The sequence below is a fragment of the Paenibacillus sp. J22R3 genome, assembly GCF_056269305.1.
The window spans coordinates 161071-176790 of record NZ_JBWDNS010000007.1; the positions used below are offsets into that span (position 1 = coordinate 161071).

A 15720-nucleotide genomic window follows, 5' to 3' on the forward strand; every position below is an offset into this window, starting at 1 on the left:
TTTATGTCATTTTCCGTGAAAAGTTTGTCGTTTCCTAGATCTAAACGCGCATTATTTTTCGACATCTCGGTGTTTCCGTCAGACAACATCCCACAATCACTAATAGTGCGGTCTTTCCAAAAAAGAGAGCACGATATCAGCGTAACCAGAAACTTAAAGTTGCCGCGTACAGCTGGATCAACTTCGGTCAATTGCTTGCCCTGCAGCAAGCACAGCCAGATTACATTATCGGGATTGAGGATCTTATTCCGCCGGAAGAGCGTGCGAGGTTGAATTCGATAGCGCCTACCCTGTTTCTGCGTAACGAGGACGATTGGCGGCGTCGACTGACATTGATTGCGGAGCTGCTTGGCAAGCCGGAAGTAGCACGCAAATGGCTGACTCGCTACGATCGCAAAGCAGCCGCGACCAAAGAATCGCTGTCACCTCTGATTAGACAAGACGCCTTGCTTGTCTTGCTCGTCTGCCGGGACCAGCTATATGTGTGGGGGCGCAGAGCCGGTACGGTGTTGTACGACGACCTGGGCATACCCGCTCCGACGACCCTATCCGAGCTCGAATGGAAGCGACCTATCCAGCCCCATGAGCTTGCTGAATTAGCGGCCGATCGAATTCTGCTTCATGTAGAAGGCGATGAAGCCGCGCAAGCGTTATGGGGCCGGCTCTCCCAATCCGAAGTGTGGCGCGAGCTCGCTCCTGTCCGCAACGGCAAGATCCATCTCGCCTCCGGTTACTCCTGCTTCGAGGCTCCATGGAGTGATTATGCCGCGAGTCAGCACGATATTTTTCTCAGCAACGTTCCGCAGCTCTTCTCCTCGCATCTCGAATGAATCATGCTTATAACTACAACAAGGCCGGGATTGTCATCTGTTAGATGGCGCTCCGGCCTTTCGTCTATTGCTCAACCGTATGAATTACAGCGTTTTCCGTGCAAATTGCATCGTGTATTTCTCTTCAAAGCCAAGGCTATCATACAGATTTCTGGCGTAATTCCCGACAACGCACCAAAGGTCGACGTTTGCATGACCACGCTGATAAATCTCGTTGCACAGGTACATTATGAACTTTCTTCCAATGCCAAGCCCCTGTAGGTCTGCACGAACAGAAATACTGCTAAGCTCATGATTAGAAAGATGGCCATACGCGGCAATTTCCCCATTTAGGACGTAGACAAAACGATCTTGGGCATCCTCTTGCCATGATTTCCGCTCTTGTTCATTGGGTTCCGCAATGATGGAATCAGGAAAGGAGCCGACACGGACACGCATCTCATGAAAAGCTCTGGCATACAACGACTGACTGACCGTATAGTCTCCGTCCGTGTATACTCTCACCGGGAGCTCCTCCGAGGGAAAGGGCCCGAGAGTCCGCCGCAATAAGCTCGATGAGAAGTATTCGTCATAACCGAGCTTGCGTGCAAACGTCAGGGTTGAGAGGTGACTGGCACGAAAGGAACTCCTGACTTTCTGGGTTCCGCCCGTTCGCAAGCGCTCCTCCGCATACCTTACCACCGCAGAACCGATGCCCTGCCTACGATAGGTTGGAGCGACATACACGGTTAAATAGGACAGCACTCCAGGCTCGTTCACTTGAGCCAGCGCAACCAGCTTATCTTCCATAAACACCGTAATAAACAGTTGCGGCTCTGCATCAAGCACCCGAAGAATATTTTCGCCTGCATCATCCTGGCTTAATAGTTCTCTTGCGGCATCATAATCTTGTTCATTTAAACGTTCGTACCGGATAGCTGCTGTATTCATCTGCCTGGGACTCCACCTTCCCCTTCGTATTCGCACCACACTCTGGCGGCCTTTTTTGCGTCGATGTGACAGAGGGCTGGCGCTCGATATAGATGCATGCCGATCTTAACTCCATCTCTTTTTACTCTGAAGAGTTGGTAGCAATAGGCTTCGTAATCGAAACAAGCACAAGCCCCACAACCAGAATGACAGCCCACGCGATGAAGGACGGCAGCCCATTAGGCAGTAATCCAAGGAATTTATAGGTGATGGGGTGGCCGAAAAGAGCCTTAATCAGCGGTTGCACAACTGTTGCCAGACCAATGAGACTAAGAACGATCCCCAGTATCTGCAGCCCGTTATTTTGAATTTTCTTCATGATCATCTCTCCTTGTTGCGAGGATAAAGGTATGAATCGTTTCTTGAATGGCCTCATCGAGATCTTCGATCTCGTTTGTCGCAATTTTTCCGCTTAACGTATCGATGGTGCTCCTAACGATCATGGCCATTAATCCGGTCGAAAACTTCCTGAAGCTCTTCTCTTCCTCTTGCCCGTATTGAAAAATCTCGATAAGCGGCTGATAGATGAGATTGTCTTGATCCGAGAAGACCAGCCGGCCATCCTTGTTTCTATGGTTCGCAATAATGTGCATAATAGCTAACGTTCGGTCTCGATTATCAGCCACAAAACGCAAGTTGGCGTCAATATAGGACTCCAGCGCTTCGGGCGCGGTTCCATCAATGACCATATGGCTAGCCATATGCGCCGCCGCATCATGAAAGAAGCCCTCTACAAGCTCTTGTATAATCTGATCCTTTTGCGAAAAATGATACGTGACCACGCCCTTGCTGATTCTCAGTAATTCCGCGATCGCCCCTAACGTAAATCCGGCGTAGCCGTTTCTGGCCAATAGCTCCTGTGAGGCAAGCAGTATTCTTTCTCTTGTATCCTTCATGCTCTTCCACCTTTGCTTTCGAACCATGCCGATGTTTAGTTGCTCGCTTATATTTTAGTACGATCGAGCTAAAGTGTAAAGCGGATTTAGTACGATCGTGCTAAATTCCTGATCAGTCAGGCTTCAAGTTTGAATTAAAAGGACCTTGCATCACATAAAGTGCATGCAAGGTCCTTTCTCCGACTCCATCTACCCTTCTATTCGGTGCATCTTCCTATATTTGTGCGGCGGCAGGCCAATCGTCTTCTTGAACACGTTCTTGAAGTGGGTTTCACTCTGATAACCGACCAGCTCGGCGATTCGGTACACCGGCTCCTTCTCTGTCCTCAAGTAATGCTTGGCGACCTCCATCCGGTAGCCAACCAAATACTGAATAGGGCTGATTCCCTCGGATTGACTAAACACGCGGCATGTATAACCCGGACTGAAAAAGGAAGCCTTCGACAGCTGCTCAAGCGTAATCGCGTCCATGTAATGATTATGAATGTATTGTTTAATAGCGGTAACTGTCCGGTCGCTGCTTGTTGACGTTCCCTTGGCAAAGCCGGTATAGACGATTTTGGCTAGCTCGATTAGCAGAATGGCCAAATAATATCGGATGCTTAGCCCTCCGGGTACATAAGGATCTTCCGCTAAACGCAGAATCATCCGTGACAAGGATACTACCTCATCGTAGCGATCACCCAGCTCGATTACCGGGCTAATTCCGGCTTTCATAAAGGTCCCCGGCGGCAGATCGGTAAGCTGGAAAGCTGCGAAAGAAATCGAAATGGCCTTAAACGGTTGCGAGGCGTCCGCTAACTCCTCATGCCATACGCCGGTGTCATATACCAGCATCGTTCGCGGACCTACTTTATAGGTGTGACCATCGATCTGAAACGATCCGCTTCCTTCGGAGATAAGCAGCAGCTGGGCTAGCTCAGGGTGATGATGAAGTGGGAATACGAATTGCTCGCCCTGTTTCAAATCGAAATTTAACACAGCAGGCACAAACGGCAGGAACGGTTCGACAAAAAGCGATTGGGTCAAACGGATCACTCCTTTGTTATAAAAACAAAAGCGCATATCTTTTCGACCAGTATACCCTCTGCAAAGCGCTTATAAATTATCATATACTCGGGTTACCAGTTGTTGCAAGCGCTTTCCAATCAACCGGCGAAGTGGCAAATCAAATATGAATGCAACACAGCGTGAGGTGAAAGAGCAGTGGGAAAAGAGGGAAAACGCGAGGCAGTCGCAGGTTATCTGTTCATCGCTCCGTGGATCGTCGGTTTCGTCGTATTCGTGCTCGGAGCCCTGATAACCGCTTTTTATGTAAGCCTGACGGATTGGGATTTGCTTACACCGTCCAAGTGGATTGGAGCAGACAATTATAACACGCTCATTCATGACAAGAAGTTCTGGATCTCGCTGAGAGTTACGGTCATCTACGTCGTAACCGCCGTTCCGCTCGGCATCGTATTCGGCTTCTGCATTGCACTGCTGCTCAATCAGAAAATAAAAGGGTTGTCCGTCTGGCGGACGATTTACTATTTCCCCGCCATATTATCAGGTGTCGCCGTTTCGCTCATGTGGATGTGGGTGTTGAATCCCGACTTTGGTGTCATTAACCTGCTCCTCTCTTACGTCGGCATACAGGGTCCCGGCTGGATCGCGAGTCCGGACTGGGCCCTCCCATCACTTGTCATTATGAGCGTCTGGGGTGCGGGAGGCGGAATGATTATTTACTTGGCCGGACTCCAGGGCATTCCTACCGAGTTGTACGAGGCCGCCGAAATTGACGGCTGCAGCAAGTGGATGAAGCTGTGGAAAATAACCATCCCCCTGATGACATCCGTTATCTTCTTTAATCTGATTATCGGAATGATCAGTGCGTTCCAGACGTTCACGGAGGCATACGTCATCACCAATGGCGGACCGGATAACGCTACGCTATTCTATGCGATGTATTTGTACCAGAACGCCTTTAAGTTTTTCAAAATGGGTTATGCTTCCGCTCTGGCCTGGGTCTTGTTCTTAATCATTCTGCTGGTGACTGTCTTATTGTTCGCGACCTCGAGGAGATGGGTGTATTATGCGAGCGGAGAGGAGAATCGGGGATGAGGTCAGCTGCCGGGCTGTTGCAGAAAGTACTAATATATACCGTTATTGGATGCGGCGCATTATTCCTGCTCGTTCCGCTTTGGTGGATGATTACGACTTCGATCAAGCCTTATGCGGACGTGTTTATATTCCCGCCGGAGGTCATTCCGTCGCGATTCCGATGGTCTAACTATCCGGACATCTTCCGGATATTGCCGTTCGGCAAATACTTTCTGAACACCCTATTCATTGCCGTGTTCGTCGTCAGCGGCACGGTCTTCTCATCCGCAATGGTTGGTTACGGCTTTGCCAACCTGAGATTTCCGGGACGCAGCATCCTCTTCATCGTTATGCTATCGACCATGATGATCCCCTATCATACCACCTTGGTGCCCCAATTCATCATTTTCAAAGAACTCGGTTGGCTCGACAGCTATTTGCCTTTAATCGCACCTGCTTTCTTCGGGACGCCATTCTACATCTTTCTGTACCGGCAATTTTTCATGAATATTGCCAAGGAGTACAGCGACGCCGCCAAAATCGACGGCTGCGGCTATTGGAGCACTTTTATCCGCATCATCATCCCGATGTCGCTCCCCGTCATTGGCGTCGTGACCATTTTCTCATTCAACGGCGTTTGGAACGACTTCCTCGGACCGCTCATTTATATCAATTCCGAGAAGCTGCGAACGATTCAATTGGGAATTAACGCGCTTAGGGGCTTGCATACCGTGGAGTGGCATCTACTGATGGCAGCTTCTGTCATCGCGCTCATTCCGACTGTTACCATCTTCTTCTTGTTCCAGCGCAAGATGATTCAAGGCGTGGTCGTTTCCGGAATCAAAGGATAACGGAAGGGGTGATGTTTAGAGCTGTGCCGGATTTCGTTTCATGAAGCAGTTTAATATTAAGGGGAGGCAACACAAATGAGAACGCTGACCGTAGTGAAATCGAGTCGTTTAATCATGTTGTTCACTGTCGTTTGTTCGCTCGTCTTCGCTGCAGCATGCTCAAACAATAATTCAGGCGGTTCCGGAGATAAGGTCACGATTACCATGACTTATACCGGCGATGAGAATGCGACGAAAGTGTTGAAAGCACGGATTGATAAATACTTAGACAAATCACTCAACATCGATGTACAAGTTACACCGATACCCGGCGGAGAATACTGGGATAAGGTGACGACGATGTTTGCCGGCGGCACGCAGCCGGATGTTCTGTTCATGAGCGAACCGCTCAAGAAGTTCGCAAGTCAGGGCAAACTGCTTGACATGAATCCGTATATCGAAGCCAGCTCGACATTTAATAAAGACGATTTCTATCCTGCGTCACTGGAATTTTATCAATACGACGGCAAACAATACGGTATTCCACAGGACTTGAATACGGCGCTCTTCTTCTATAACGAAGATATGTTCAAGGCTGCCGGATTGAAAACACCTTGGGAATCCTACGAGGAAGGGAACTGGACGTGGGAAACGTACTTGGAGGATGCCAAGAAGCTGACGCTGAAGGACGGCGATCGTTTCACGCAATTCGGCACCAGCTATCCTGGAATCGGGCCGTGGTGGTATAGCGCTTGGGTGTTCACCAACGGCGGATCCTATTTGAACGAGGACAGCACGAAATCGGCATTTAACGATCCGAAAGTCATCGCAGCGCTTGCGTTTACAAGTGAGCTATCCAACAAGTACAACGTAGCTCCGTCACCGGCGGGCGGCGGTCAAGACGTAACGGGCATGTCGTTTGCGACAGGCAAGATCGCCATGGAAGCAAACTTCTCTTGGGCAATCGGCGGTTATAAGACGTTACCGTTCAAATGGAATGTAGCGCCGATGCCAGTGGCAAGCACCGATATTGATCCGCTCACCACTTATATTCACAACTCGGGCTTCTCCATCTCCAAGGACACGAAGCACGCTGACGAAGCATGGGCGGTCATCGAAGCGCTCTCGACACCGGACTCTTACTCGGATGACGCAGCCAGCCGTGGCATTATTCCGCCAAGACCGAGCGTCGTCGACAAGAAAGAAATCTTGAACGCGGAAGGAATGCCGTCCAACGCCAAAATCATTTCGCAAATGCTGCAAAAAGGAAAGTTGTATCAGTTTACAGAAACGACGGCGGAAGAGGATCAGGTGTATATCACTTACGGCGATCAAATTCTGAACAAGAAGGTGACACCGGAAGAAGGCGCCAAGAAGATCGCCGAAGAAATCGACGCCATATTGAGCAAGGAGAAGTAACGATCGGCAGAAAAGGGGCGCTTCCATCAATCGGGAGCGCCCCTTATTATTTGTCATCATTTTATAACCATCCCACGATTTGCAAAACCGTCAGAACAACCTCGATGACAATGAGGATTACAATAATCCATTCCACGAATAGTCCCCGAATGGAATGGCTAATCGTCGAAAACCCCTCCATGATGTGATACAGCACTTCCGTTTTGCTCTTCATGATTTTATATCGGTCGCTCAGCTCGAAGAATTCCATCATCTTGTCGTAGAATTGACCTGCACTGCTGCTGGTCCATGTGATATCGGGCTTATCCAGAATCATGATATAAGCAAGAGTATTGTATTCATGACGAACGATGATCGCGGTCGTTCTTGCCAGTTCCTTGTTGCCGATTCTAAGCTTTCCTTTTTCCAGTCGGTCTAATAGCGTTTCGAGCTTGTCGTTGATTTTGCCCAGCTGCTCCTCTATTCGCTCAAGCGCTACTGACTTTGCGAGTACGGTTGAGATCAGTTCAGGGTATACACTTTCGTACTCGTTCACCACGATGTATTCGTCGGTTAGCTGGGTGGTTTCCGTTGCCCCGATGTGAAGACTATAATCATCCGTATAATAATCCGCACTCTGAATATCGATTTCCGGCTCGAAGGACTGGATATAGCGCAGAAATTCCGTGATTTCGCTCGCTTGGGCGTTATTGACGAAAACAACACAGCCGAATGAAAAAACAAGCACCTGCTGCATCTCGTCTACATGTTTTCGGAGGATGGATGCCAGAATACCGTCTCTTAGAATTAAGGGCTGTTCCCAGGTGTATTTCTTACGAATGCCGCAATGAACGGCGATTTTGTTCAAGTCGATCTCGTTGGAGATCGCGAAGGCTTTAAACGTCGTGTCTTGCATGTTATCACTCTACTTGTAAGTGTGACCTTACTAAGTAATATGCTCCGATTGGCAGAAAAATCCCAGCGTTGGCTCCAGCAAGAGCTCTGATGCCGTTCACCGCTATCCGGAATATTAACGAAACCTTCTCATGTGCATGAATGTTGTACGATAGAGGTAGCAGTAAAAATTTATCGAATGAAAGGGGCTTTAAAATTGAATAAAATCAAACCCATTTTGCCGTGTCCCTCCATTAAGGAGCAGATTGCCTTTTACGAACATTTGGGCTTCGAAACCGTGTATACCACCAATCGCCGTCCGTATGCCGTTGTAAAGTACGGCGAGCTGGAGATTCATTTCTACGGAAGTAAAATGACAGTACCCGCCGCAAATTCGCAAATGTGCTACGTGCAAGTGGATGACGTCAATCGGATCTATGAAGCTTTCACTTCTGGCTTGAAACAAGCGATCGGCAAAATCCCCCGTTCCGGCATCCCTCGCATTTCGAAGTTGAAGGACTTGGCGGACGATCGAAGATTCATCATTACGGATTTAGGTGGAAATACGCTGTTTGTCGGAACGCCTAATACCGAGATTGCCAACCCTGCTTTCTTTAGAACCATTGAGAGCGCGGATTGGGCCAATCCCTTCGAGACCCTCTTCGATTTGATGTATTCAAAAGAAGACAGCCAGTCCGCGTTCATGATGCTGAGGAAGTTTTTCCCTGCAGATCTCAATACGTTGAACGTCAGAAGCTTGGATTTAGCTAAAATCCTGCTGGTTGCCTTGGACATTCATTTGCAGCTCCATAACGTCGTCGATCAAGCGATGAATAATCGAATAAAGGCGTTAATTGACGATTGCGATAAGCATAATGCCGATTGGATACGAATTTCGCAGCAGTATGAAGACATCATGAACGCCGAATAAGAAAAAAACAGAGCGTCGGTGTTCGAATCACCGGGCTCTGTTTTTTTAATTTCTGCTTATTCCCCAATAGCGCGAGCATAAGCGACGATCGGCGGCTCTCCGAAAGCATCCGCGTAGTCCTCGCCTAACCATACGCCGAAGCTGGTCTGCCGGTTGAATCCGAGGCTCCGATAATACTCCGCGTCTTGACGGATGACCTCTTCGTAGAAAGGCAGCGGCATCAATGGTTTTGTCCATTTTAAGAACCGGGAATTGTCCATCCAGTACTCCAGGATTTGAGCACCTTCCTGACCGAATAGCTGCAGCAGGCCGGGCAAGTGTTCGAGTTCCTTATAGTTCTCCGGGCAATCGGGGTCGTTAATCGGAAGAGCTGAATTCCGATAGATAGGAGCATATTCCAGAAATATACCAGGGTCTGGATTTACCTTCACCGGCGCTTGGATCGTGTCTTGATAGGCCAGATAGCAGTGCTCAGCCGATGGATCGAAGCGCCGAATCCCCCGCAGGATATGATTATAGAAAATCATCGCCTGGTCGGAGGTAGACAACGTGCGGCATTCCTCGCAGTGGCAGGCACTATTCGTCACGTCGTCGATCCAGAAGTAGTATCGCCCCGATAATGTAGGCAAAGCACGAGCCAGCTCTTCTGACCGCGTCTCCAAGAATTCGATTGCCTCCTTGTTGGAAGCACACAAGTTAAAGTCCGGATTGCGACTTCCTGTCTCGTCCAGACGGAACCAGTCGGAATGCTCGGAGAAGAGTGCTCGCGGAACAAGCCATGACATGGCGTGGGATTCGAACTCGAGATCCACATTCAGCTCCTTCATCCGTTCAACGAACTGCTCAAAAACCGGCGTTTTCACGAAATCCAGCATATTCTCAAGCTCCTCAAGCGCTCCCGCTCCCCAGCCCGGATGGATGCCCACCAGATTAAGGCCCGAACGGGCAATCAGGTCCGCCCAATAAGGGCCAACCTCCTCGGGTAGAATAAGTATGCCGCGTTTATCTGCTTTCATGTTAGTTGTCTCCTCTTAGGCTGTTAGAATTTATCCGCCGTATACCAGAAGATAGGAAGCGGAAACCATCCGGCAGGCACGTTTGCTCTCGAATAACGACCTTGCGGAGTAAGGAGAAGCGTCTGCGCCTGCTTCTTATCCAGCTGATCTGCGCCGGGCTTAGCCGACCGTTCCACCGTCACGCCGTTCTCATCTACGCAAGCGGTAACAGGCTGGCCATCCAGCACAGCGGAGAACTCACCCGGCTGAAGTCCATTCGTCCGATGAGCAAGGGTTAGATACGCTTCAAGCACACGGGCAAAATCGATGATATGGTACATATCTGATGTACCTATCGCGTAATTTTCTGCAAAGCTGCTCAGGCTTGCATTCAACTCCGTCTCATACTCCGGTACGAATACAGCTATCCATTCTTGACCTGCATGAGCCAAATAACCTTTGATCGCACGCGGAATGTCGTTTACATTCTCCATCGCGAGCTCCGTTATTTCATTACCCGCTTTATTGACGACCATATAGCCAATTAGCTTGTCCCCATCCAACACACCGATCGCTCGCTGCTCGAGTCCATTCAGTATGTGCGACATGTGCTGCTCGTCACGGTGAACGAATGCAGGCCGAGCATCGTTCAGCTTACGTGCGTAGGCCGCTGCGCCCTCAACTTCGAACAACGGAGGGAATGACAGCCCGTTTACATTCACATCGCACAAGGCATGACGGCAATTGACCTCGCCTACCGAATACTTGATTTTCACCCCTCCAAGGGTAAAATCGAAATACTCGTACCGTTGCCGCTGACCATATAGGACAACCATATCGTACAATTCTGGTGCTTCTTCCAGCCATTTGTTCATCAGCACTTTCATATGTCCTTCCCCGCGCGTTCGCGGGTGCACCGACACAATCCCTAAGTACCCGACGCGCAGCTCAACACCGCTTACGTTCATCGGCTCCGGGTAAATGGCTACCTGCGCACGCAACCGGCCCTGCTCATCCGCGGCCACCATATGGATCGATGATGAATCAATGTCCTTGCTGTACACTTTGGGCAGCACGGTTTCTACATCAATTTTGAAGGCGTAATTGGCTAAATCGATATAGGCCTCACGCTCATCCGGTCTTGCCTTTCTATATTCCAGCATGATCATAACTCCCTTTATATAAGGATTGGGTTCATCATTTCAGGCTCAGGCTTCTGTCTGCAAACTACTTCCCATTATACCGAAAAACGAATCCGCCAAGACGAGTCGCTTCATATTGCAGTACTTTCGACAAATCCTTCATGGCTCCTCTAACAATCAGTAGACTTCACGTACGACTTTAGCAACAATGAATTGACAAAACCATAAAAAAACACCGCCAAGCGCAGAGCTCTGGCGATGTATTTGGCTTACAGCCTATTAACCAAGCGAGCTCCTGCTCCGGCAGTCTAAGCTCTGCGTGCCGTCGATTCTCTCACAATCAGCTCCGGCTCGATCTGCATCGTCACGCTGCGTTTGGCAGGCTCGTTAATCACGTTCAGCAGCAGCTCCACAGCCGCATGCCCGATCCGATCCGCCGGTTGCCGAACTGTCGTCAGCCGCGGATGAAATTCGGAGGCCAGAATCTGGTCGTCAAAGCCGACGAGCGACACATCCTCAGGTATGCGAATGCCCGAGGTCATACAAGCGTTAAGCACACCTACCGCGATGTAATCATCCGAAGCGAAGATCGCGGACGGCAAGCGTCCTTCGTCAATCCACTGCTTCGCAATGCGGTAACCTGTAGGAATTTGGAAGCCGCCGCGCTCAATCCCGTAAGGCTGCAAACCCGCTTCTTCCAGTGCGAAGCGGAATCCCCGTTCACGTTCCCTACTGCTTAGGAAGGAATCCGGCCCCGAAATATGCGCGATTTCCGTATGCCCAAGATCAATCAAGTGCTTCGTCGCTTCGTAGCCGCCTTTGAAGTTATCTACGATAATCGAAGTCACGGAAGGATTGCGCTGCGAGTTATCGATCATAATAAACGGGATTTTCTTCTTCTTCAGTTCCATCACATACTCGTCTTCATCAACGGGAGACAGCAAGATGACCCCATCTACGCGATCTTCCTGAAACAAGGAACGATGAAACGTATCTTCGTAGCCATTCGAGATGGACAACGCGAGAAAATATCCGTGCTCCGCCAACCGATCGTTGATTTCCTTGACCACGGCATCCAAGAAAGAATCATGAAGCGTCGTCAGCATCAAGCCGATAATGCCCGTTTTTCCTCTGGCTAGACTACGCGCCGATGCGTTCGGATGGTAATCGAGTTCCTTCATCGCTTGAAGTACTTTCTCCCTGTTGTTTTGACGCACGGATGATGAATTATTTAATACCCTCGAAACCGTAACTACGGACAAGCCTGATTTCTTCGCAACATCAAAGATACTGACTTTCATCGTTATATCGCTCCTATACGAATCTATACGAATAAAAAATGACTGCCCTTACCGTATCATAGTTGGAGCCAAGAGCAAACTAAGACGCAAGCGCGGAGGACGATTGCATTTCCAACGGAAACTAGCAGCGCGCGTCTCTTGATTTACTTGTTGACGCGTTCCAGCAGCTTCGTCAGCTTCTCCTGAATTCTTGGAAGCGCGACTTCGACCTTCTCGTCCCCGTTCTCAACGCCAGCCAGCTCGTTAATGAACAGTTCGTTGATCTGCGAGTAGTTCGAAATCAAGTGATTATAAGATTCGAAGCCGTATTTGTATGCGCCGTCGAACACCTGCTTGATTTGAGCCGGATCGATGCCTTCAAAATTATTGTAATACGTCTCCGCCGCCGCTTGGTTGACCGGAGGATTGCCGCCGCTCAGCTCAATCGACTTCTTCTGCACGTCTGTCGTAATCAAGTATTTGATCCATTCCAGCGCTTCTTTGGGGTGCTTGGAATCTTTAAGCACGAAGAGCGGATCCACGTACAGAACGCTTCTCACATTCTCATTCGGGCCTTGCGGAACCGCCGCAACGCCGACCTTGAAGTTAAAATCACTGGATGCCGCCAAGCTCCAGGAGCCTACGACGGACATGGCGATTTTGCCGGAGAGGAACGGATCGCCGAATTGGCCGGAAACCGACTTCGAGAATGCAGGTGTCGGAGAAACCTTTTGATCCCAGATAAGGCCGTAGATTTTCTTATAAGCTTCAATAACGTCCGGCTCCGTCAGGTTGATCTTAGAAGGCTTGCCGCCATTGGTCCACGTATCGTCGGAGTAGACTTGACCTCCGAAATAAGAAGGCCTTTGGTCGCGCTCGCCGAACCCGAAGTCCACTCCGTATTGCGCCTCGGCCAAGTCCTTCGAATCCACGGTCATTTTCTTCGCGTAATCCACCATCTTATCGAATGTCCAGCTCTTATCCTCGTAGTCCGTCGGAGGATACGCGAGACCGGCTTTGTCGAACAGGTCCTTATTGTACAGCATGACCGTCACGTAACTATTCAGCGGGATTCCATAAGTCTTGCCGTCCACCTTGTAGATGTTCATGACATCATCCGGAATGTTGTAGTCGGATGCCTTGAAATCAGCGAGATAAGGCGTCATATCCATCAGCATTCCTTTGTTGTAGTACTCCATGAATCCGCCATACCCCCAATGGGAAGTGACGTCCGGAGAGTTCTTGGCCGCTATGGACGATTGAAGCTTGGAGTCGAATTGTTCATACGGCGCTTTGGTCACTTTAATCTTAATGTTCGGATGGGTTTTCTCGAAATCCGGGATTAGCTTCTCCACGAAGGTGCGATCCGGCGAATCGATCGTATAATGCGTGATCGTGACAACATCCCCGTCTTTACCGCCTCCATCTGAACATCCCGCAGCAACCAACCCAACCAATCCGAACGTCAGCGTCAAGCTAAGCATCGTCTTTCCAATCTTTGCGCTCATGCAAATCCCCCTCGTTAATAGTAGTGACGGACTATGTGAACAACTACTTAATACCGGTAAGAACGATCCCTTGTACGAAACGTCTTTGCGCTACTGCGAACAGAGCAACAATCGGAAGGACCGACAGCAGCGAGGCCGCCATCATCAGATTCCACGGAGCAATGCGGAATTTCGAGGACATCATCGCCGCCATCCCGATCGGAAGCGTGAAATTCTCCTGCGAATCCAAGTACAGCACAGGTGTGAGGAGGTCATTCCAGCTCCAGAGAAAAGAGAAGATCGCCACAGTCGCTAATACCGGACCTGCTAACGGGAGCGTTAAGCTCCAATAGAGCTGTATCTCTCTGCAACCGTCGATTCTGCCCGCATCGTAAAGCTCATTAGGCAGTGTCGTGAAGAATTGCTTCAACAGAAAAATCATATATGCCGATGCGAAGAAGGAAGGCAGAATGAGCGGCAGCAAGGAATCATGAAGCCCCAGCTTCGTAAAGAGCAGAAACTGCGGAATCATAATCGCCGGATACGGCAGCATCAGCGTGCTGAGCACGAGCATGAACAGAAATTGGCTTCCCCTTGCCCGGTACCGAGTAAAGCCGAAAGCGACGAACGAAGAAGAATATACCGTTCCAATAACCGTCAACACAGCCACAATCACGCTGTTTATGTACTGCCGCCCGAACTTGATCTCCGAGTTCACGAACAGTTCTTTGAAGTTCTCCCAAGCGAAGTGCTCCGGAATGAAGGACGGCGGATACACGAACATTTCCTTCGTCGTCTTGAGCGATGTCGATAACATGAACCAGAACGGCATAATCATGGCGACGGTAACGAGCAATAGAATGAGAAATCCGATGACTTGGAGCAAATCGACCTTCTTGGCAATCCCACTCATTGCGGGGTTCCCCCTTCGTAATGCACGTATCGTTTGGACAGCTTCATAATAAAGAACGTAATGACTGTAACTGCAATCAGCAGTATCCAGGACATGGCTGAGGCGTAACCGTAGCGGAAGTTTTTGAAGGCGTTAATGTAGATGTTGTAGACGTAAAACCAAGTGGAATAGTTCGGCCCGCCTTGGGTAATCGTGTATGCTTGCGTGAACACTTGAAAGGAGTCAATTAATCCGATGATGAGCTGAAAGAGGATAACGGGAGAGATAAGCGGCAATGTGACGTTCCAGAACGACCTCAGCCTTCCGGCTCCATCAAGCTTCGCCGCCTCGAGTAAATGTGCCGGCACGCCTTGCAAACCAGCTAAGAAGATAAGCATCCCCCCGCCTAAACCCCAGAAGGACATGATAATGAGGGCCCACATCGCGTATTTCTCATCGAGGAACCAGTTGATCTGATCGACGCCGAACATGGATAAGAAGTAATTGAAGAGACCGGCTTGCGGGTTAAATACCCAGAACCAGAGGAGGGCCATCGACACCCCTGAGATCATGCTCGGAAAATACATCGCCGTCCGGAACAAACCACGGAACGGAATTCTCTGATTGATTAGAATTGCGAAGATCAGGGAGAGGACAAGTGTCAAAGGAACACTGATGAAGGTATACCGCAGCGTGACCTCGATGGAGTTCCAGAACAAATCGTCGTGGAACATCTCGTTGTAGTTGCCAAACCCGATAAATTCCGGCGCATGAATGATGTCATACTCCGTGAAGCTGTAATACAAGGAAGCGAGTACCGGAAACAAAGCGAATACGATAAATCCAATCAGCCACGGAGACACGAACAAGTAAAATAATCTTCCCTCGCGGCGGCTTGCCCTGGTTGACTTCACGCCACCAATCCCCCTTCGATTGCCAAATCGACCAGCGCCGGAATGACGCACTCAAAGTTTAATCGCTTTAACTTTAGAAATAAAAAAATAAATATAACACAGCTTGTTAAGTGAAAATTAAAGCGATTAAACTTTACACAATTATTATAAATGGAAATATAAGCATTTGACAAGGACAAT

16 protein-coding genes are annotated in these 15720 nt (G+C 49.4%); 5 read left to right on the forward strand and 11 right to left on the reverse strand.

Going from position 1 to position 15720, the window contains the following annotated elements; translation table 11 throughout:
- Positions 1–95: 95 nt before the first annotated feature.
- A complete protein-coding gene (locus AC0YN4_RS26690) occupies positions 96–830 on the forward strand; it encodes an ABC transporter substrate-binding protein (protein WP_475837285.1) in 735 nt (244 codons plus the stop codon).
- 84 nt (positions 831–914) lie between these two features.
- On the opposite strand, the gene AC0YN4_RS26695 is transcribed toward AC0YN4_RS26690, so the two are convergent.
- The 4 genes from AC0YN4_RS26695 to AC0YN4_RS26710 all read right to left on the reverse strand — a co-directional run bounded on the left by AC0YN4_RS26695 (position 915) and on the right by AC0YN4_RS26710 (position 3724).
- Positions 915–1760, reverse strand: a complete 846-nt coding sequence (locus tag AC0YN4_RS26695) for a GNAT family N-acetyltransferase (RefSeq protein WP_475837233.1) — start codon at positions 1758–1760, stop codon at positions 915–917.
- 121 nt (positions 1761–1881) lie between these two features.
- On the reverse strand, positions 1882–2118 hold the full coding sequence (locus tag AC0YN4_RS26700; RefSeq protein WP_475783710.1) for a hypothetical protein: 237 nt from the start codon (positions 2116–2118) through the stop codon (positions 1882–1884).
- Positions 2099–2695, reverse strand: coding sequence for a TetR/AcrR family transcriptional regulator (locus AC0YN4_RS26705; RefSeq protein ID WP_475837234.1), 597 nt, complete (start codon positions 2693–2695; stop codon positions 2099–2101). Before AC0YN4_RS26705 ends, AC0YN4_RS26700 begins: the two co-directional genes overlap by 20 nt.
- A gap of 189 nt (positions 2696–2884) precedes the next feature.
- A complete protein-coding gene (locus AC0YN4_RS26710; protein ID WP_475837235.1) occupies positions 2885–3724 on the reverse strand; it encodes an AraC family transcriptional regulator in 840 nt (279 codons plus the stop codon).
- A gap of 177 nt (positions 3725–3901) precedes the next feature.
- Between AC0YN4_RS26710 and AC0YN4_RS26715 the strand changes: the two genes are divergently transcribed.
- The 3 genes from AC0YN4_RS26715 to AC0YN4_RS26725 all read left to right on the forward strand — a co-directional run bounded on the left by AC0YN4_RS26715 (position 3902) and on the right by AC0YN4_RS26725 (position 7026).
- On the forward strand, positions 3902–4798 hold the full coding sequence (locus AC0YN4_RS26715) for a carbohydrate ABC transporter permease (RefSeq protein ID WP_475783707.1): 897 nt from the start codon (positions 3902–3904) through the stop codon (positions 4796–4798).
- Positions 4795–5628, forward strand: a complete 834-nt coding sequence (locus tag AC0YN4_RS26720; protein ID WP_475837236.1) for a carbohydrate ABC transporter permease — start codon at positions 4795–4797, stop codon at positions 5626–5628. Before AC0YN4_RS26715 ends, AC0YN4_RS26720 begins: the two co-directional genes overlap by 4 nt.
- Positions 5629–5703: 75 nt before the next feature.
- Positions 5704–7026, forward strand: a complete 1323-nt coding sequence (locus AC0YN4_RS26725; protein WP_475837237.1) for an ABC transporter substrate-binding protein — start codon at positions 5704–5706, stop codon at positions 7024–7026.
- A 61-nt stretch (positions 7027–7087) separates the two neighbouring features.
- Here AC0YN4_RS26725 and AC0YN4_RS26730 read toward each other — a convergent pair whose 3' ends face one another.
- Positions 7088–7921, reverse strand: coding sequence for an RMD1 family protein (locus AC0YN4_RS26730; RefSeq protein WP_475783704.1), 834 nt, complete (start codon positions 7919–7921; stop codon positions 7088–7090).
- 195 nt (positions 7922–8116) lie between these two features.
- Here AC0YN4_RS26730 and AC0YN4_RS26735 point away from each other — a divergent pair, with 195 nt between their 5' ends.
- Positions 8117–8830, forward strand: coding sequence for a VOC family protein (locus tag AC0YN4_RS26735; RefSeq protein ID WP_475837238.1), 714 nt, complete (start codon positions 8117–8119; stop codon positions 8828–8830).
- Between the two features lie 56 nt (positions 8831–8886).
- Here AC0YN4_RS26735 and AC0YN4_RS26740 read toward each other — a convergent pair whose 3' ends face one another.
- From AC0YN4_RS26740 to AC0YN4_RS26765, 6 genes are all read right to left on the reverse strand, one after another.
- Entirely contained in the window at positions 8887–9846 is a 960-nt protein-coding gene (locus AC0YN4_RS26740; protein ID WP_475837239.1) for a DUF4838 domain-containing protein, read from the reverse strand.
- 23 nt (positions 9847–9869) lie between these two features.
- The gene (locus AC0YN4_RS26745; RefSeq protein ID WP_475837240.1) at positions 9870–10988 is read right to left on the reverse strand and encodes a GNAT family N-acetyltransferase; all 1119 of its coding nucleotides are present in this window, start codon (positions 10986–10988) and stop codon (positions 9870–9872) included.
- Positions 10989–11275: 287 nt separating this feature from the next.
- Positions 11276–12268 carry a LacI family DNA-binding transcriptional regulator gene (locus AC0YN4_RS26750; protein WP_475837241.1) on the reverse strand — a complete coding sequence of 331 codons (993 nt, stop codon included), beginning with the start codon at positions 12266–12268 and terminating at the stop codon, positions 11276–11278.
- A gap of 143 nt (positions 12269–12411) precedes the next feature.
- On the reverse strand, positions 12412–13755 hold the full coding sequence (locus AC0YN4_RS26755; protein ID WP_475837242.1) for an ABC transporter substrate-binding protein: 1344 nt from the start codon (positions 13753–13755) through the stop codon (positions 12412–12414).
- 43 nt (positions 13756–13798) lie between these two features.
- Positions 13799–14647: a carbohydrate ABC transporter permease gene (locus tag AC0YN4_RS26760; RefSeq protein ID WP_475783698.1), complete on the reverse strand. Its 849-nt coding sequence runs from the start codon at positions 14645–14647 to the stop codon at positions 13799–13801.
- Positions 14644–15540: a carbohydrate ABC transporter permease gene (locus AC0YN4_RS26765; RefSeq protein WP_475837243.1), complete on the reverse strand. Its 897-nt coding sequence runs from the start codon at positions 15538–15540 to the stop codon at positions 14644–14646. The genes AC0YN4_RS26760 and AC0YN4_RS26765 overlap by 4 nt, the downstream gene beginning before the upstream one ends.
- Positions 15541–15720 lie beyond the last annotated feature (180 nt).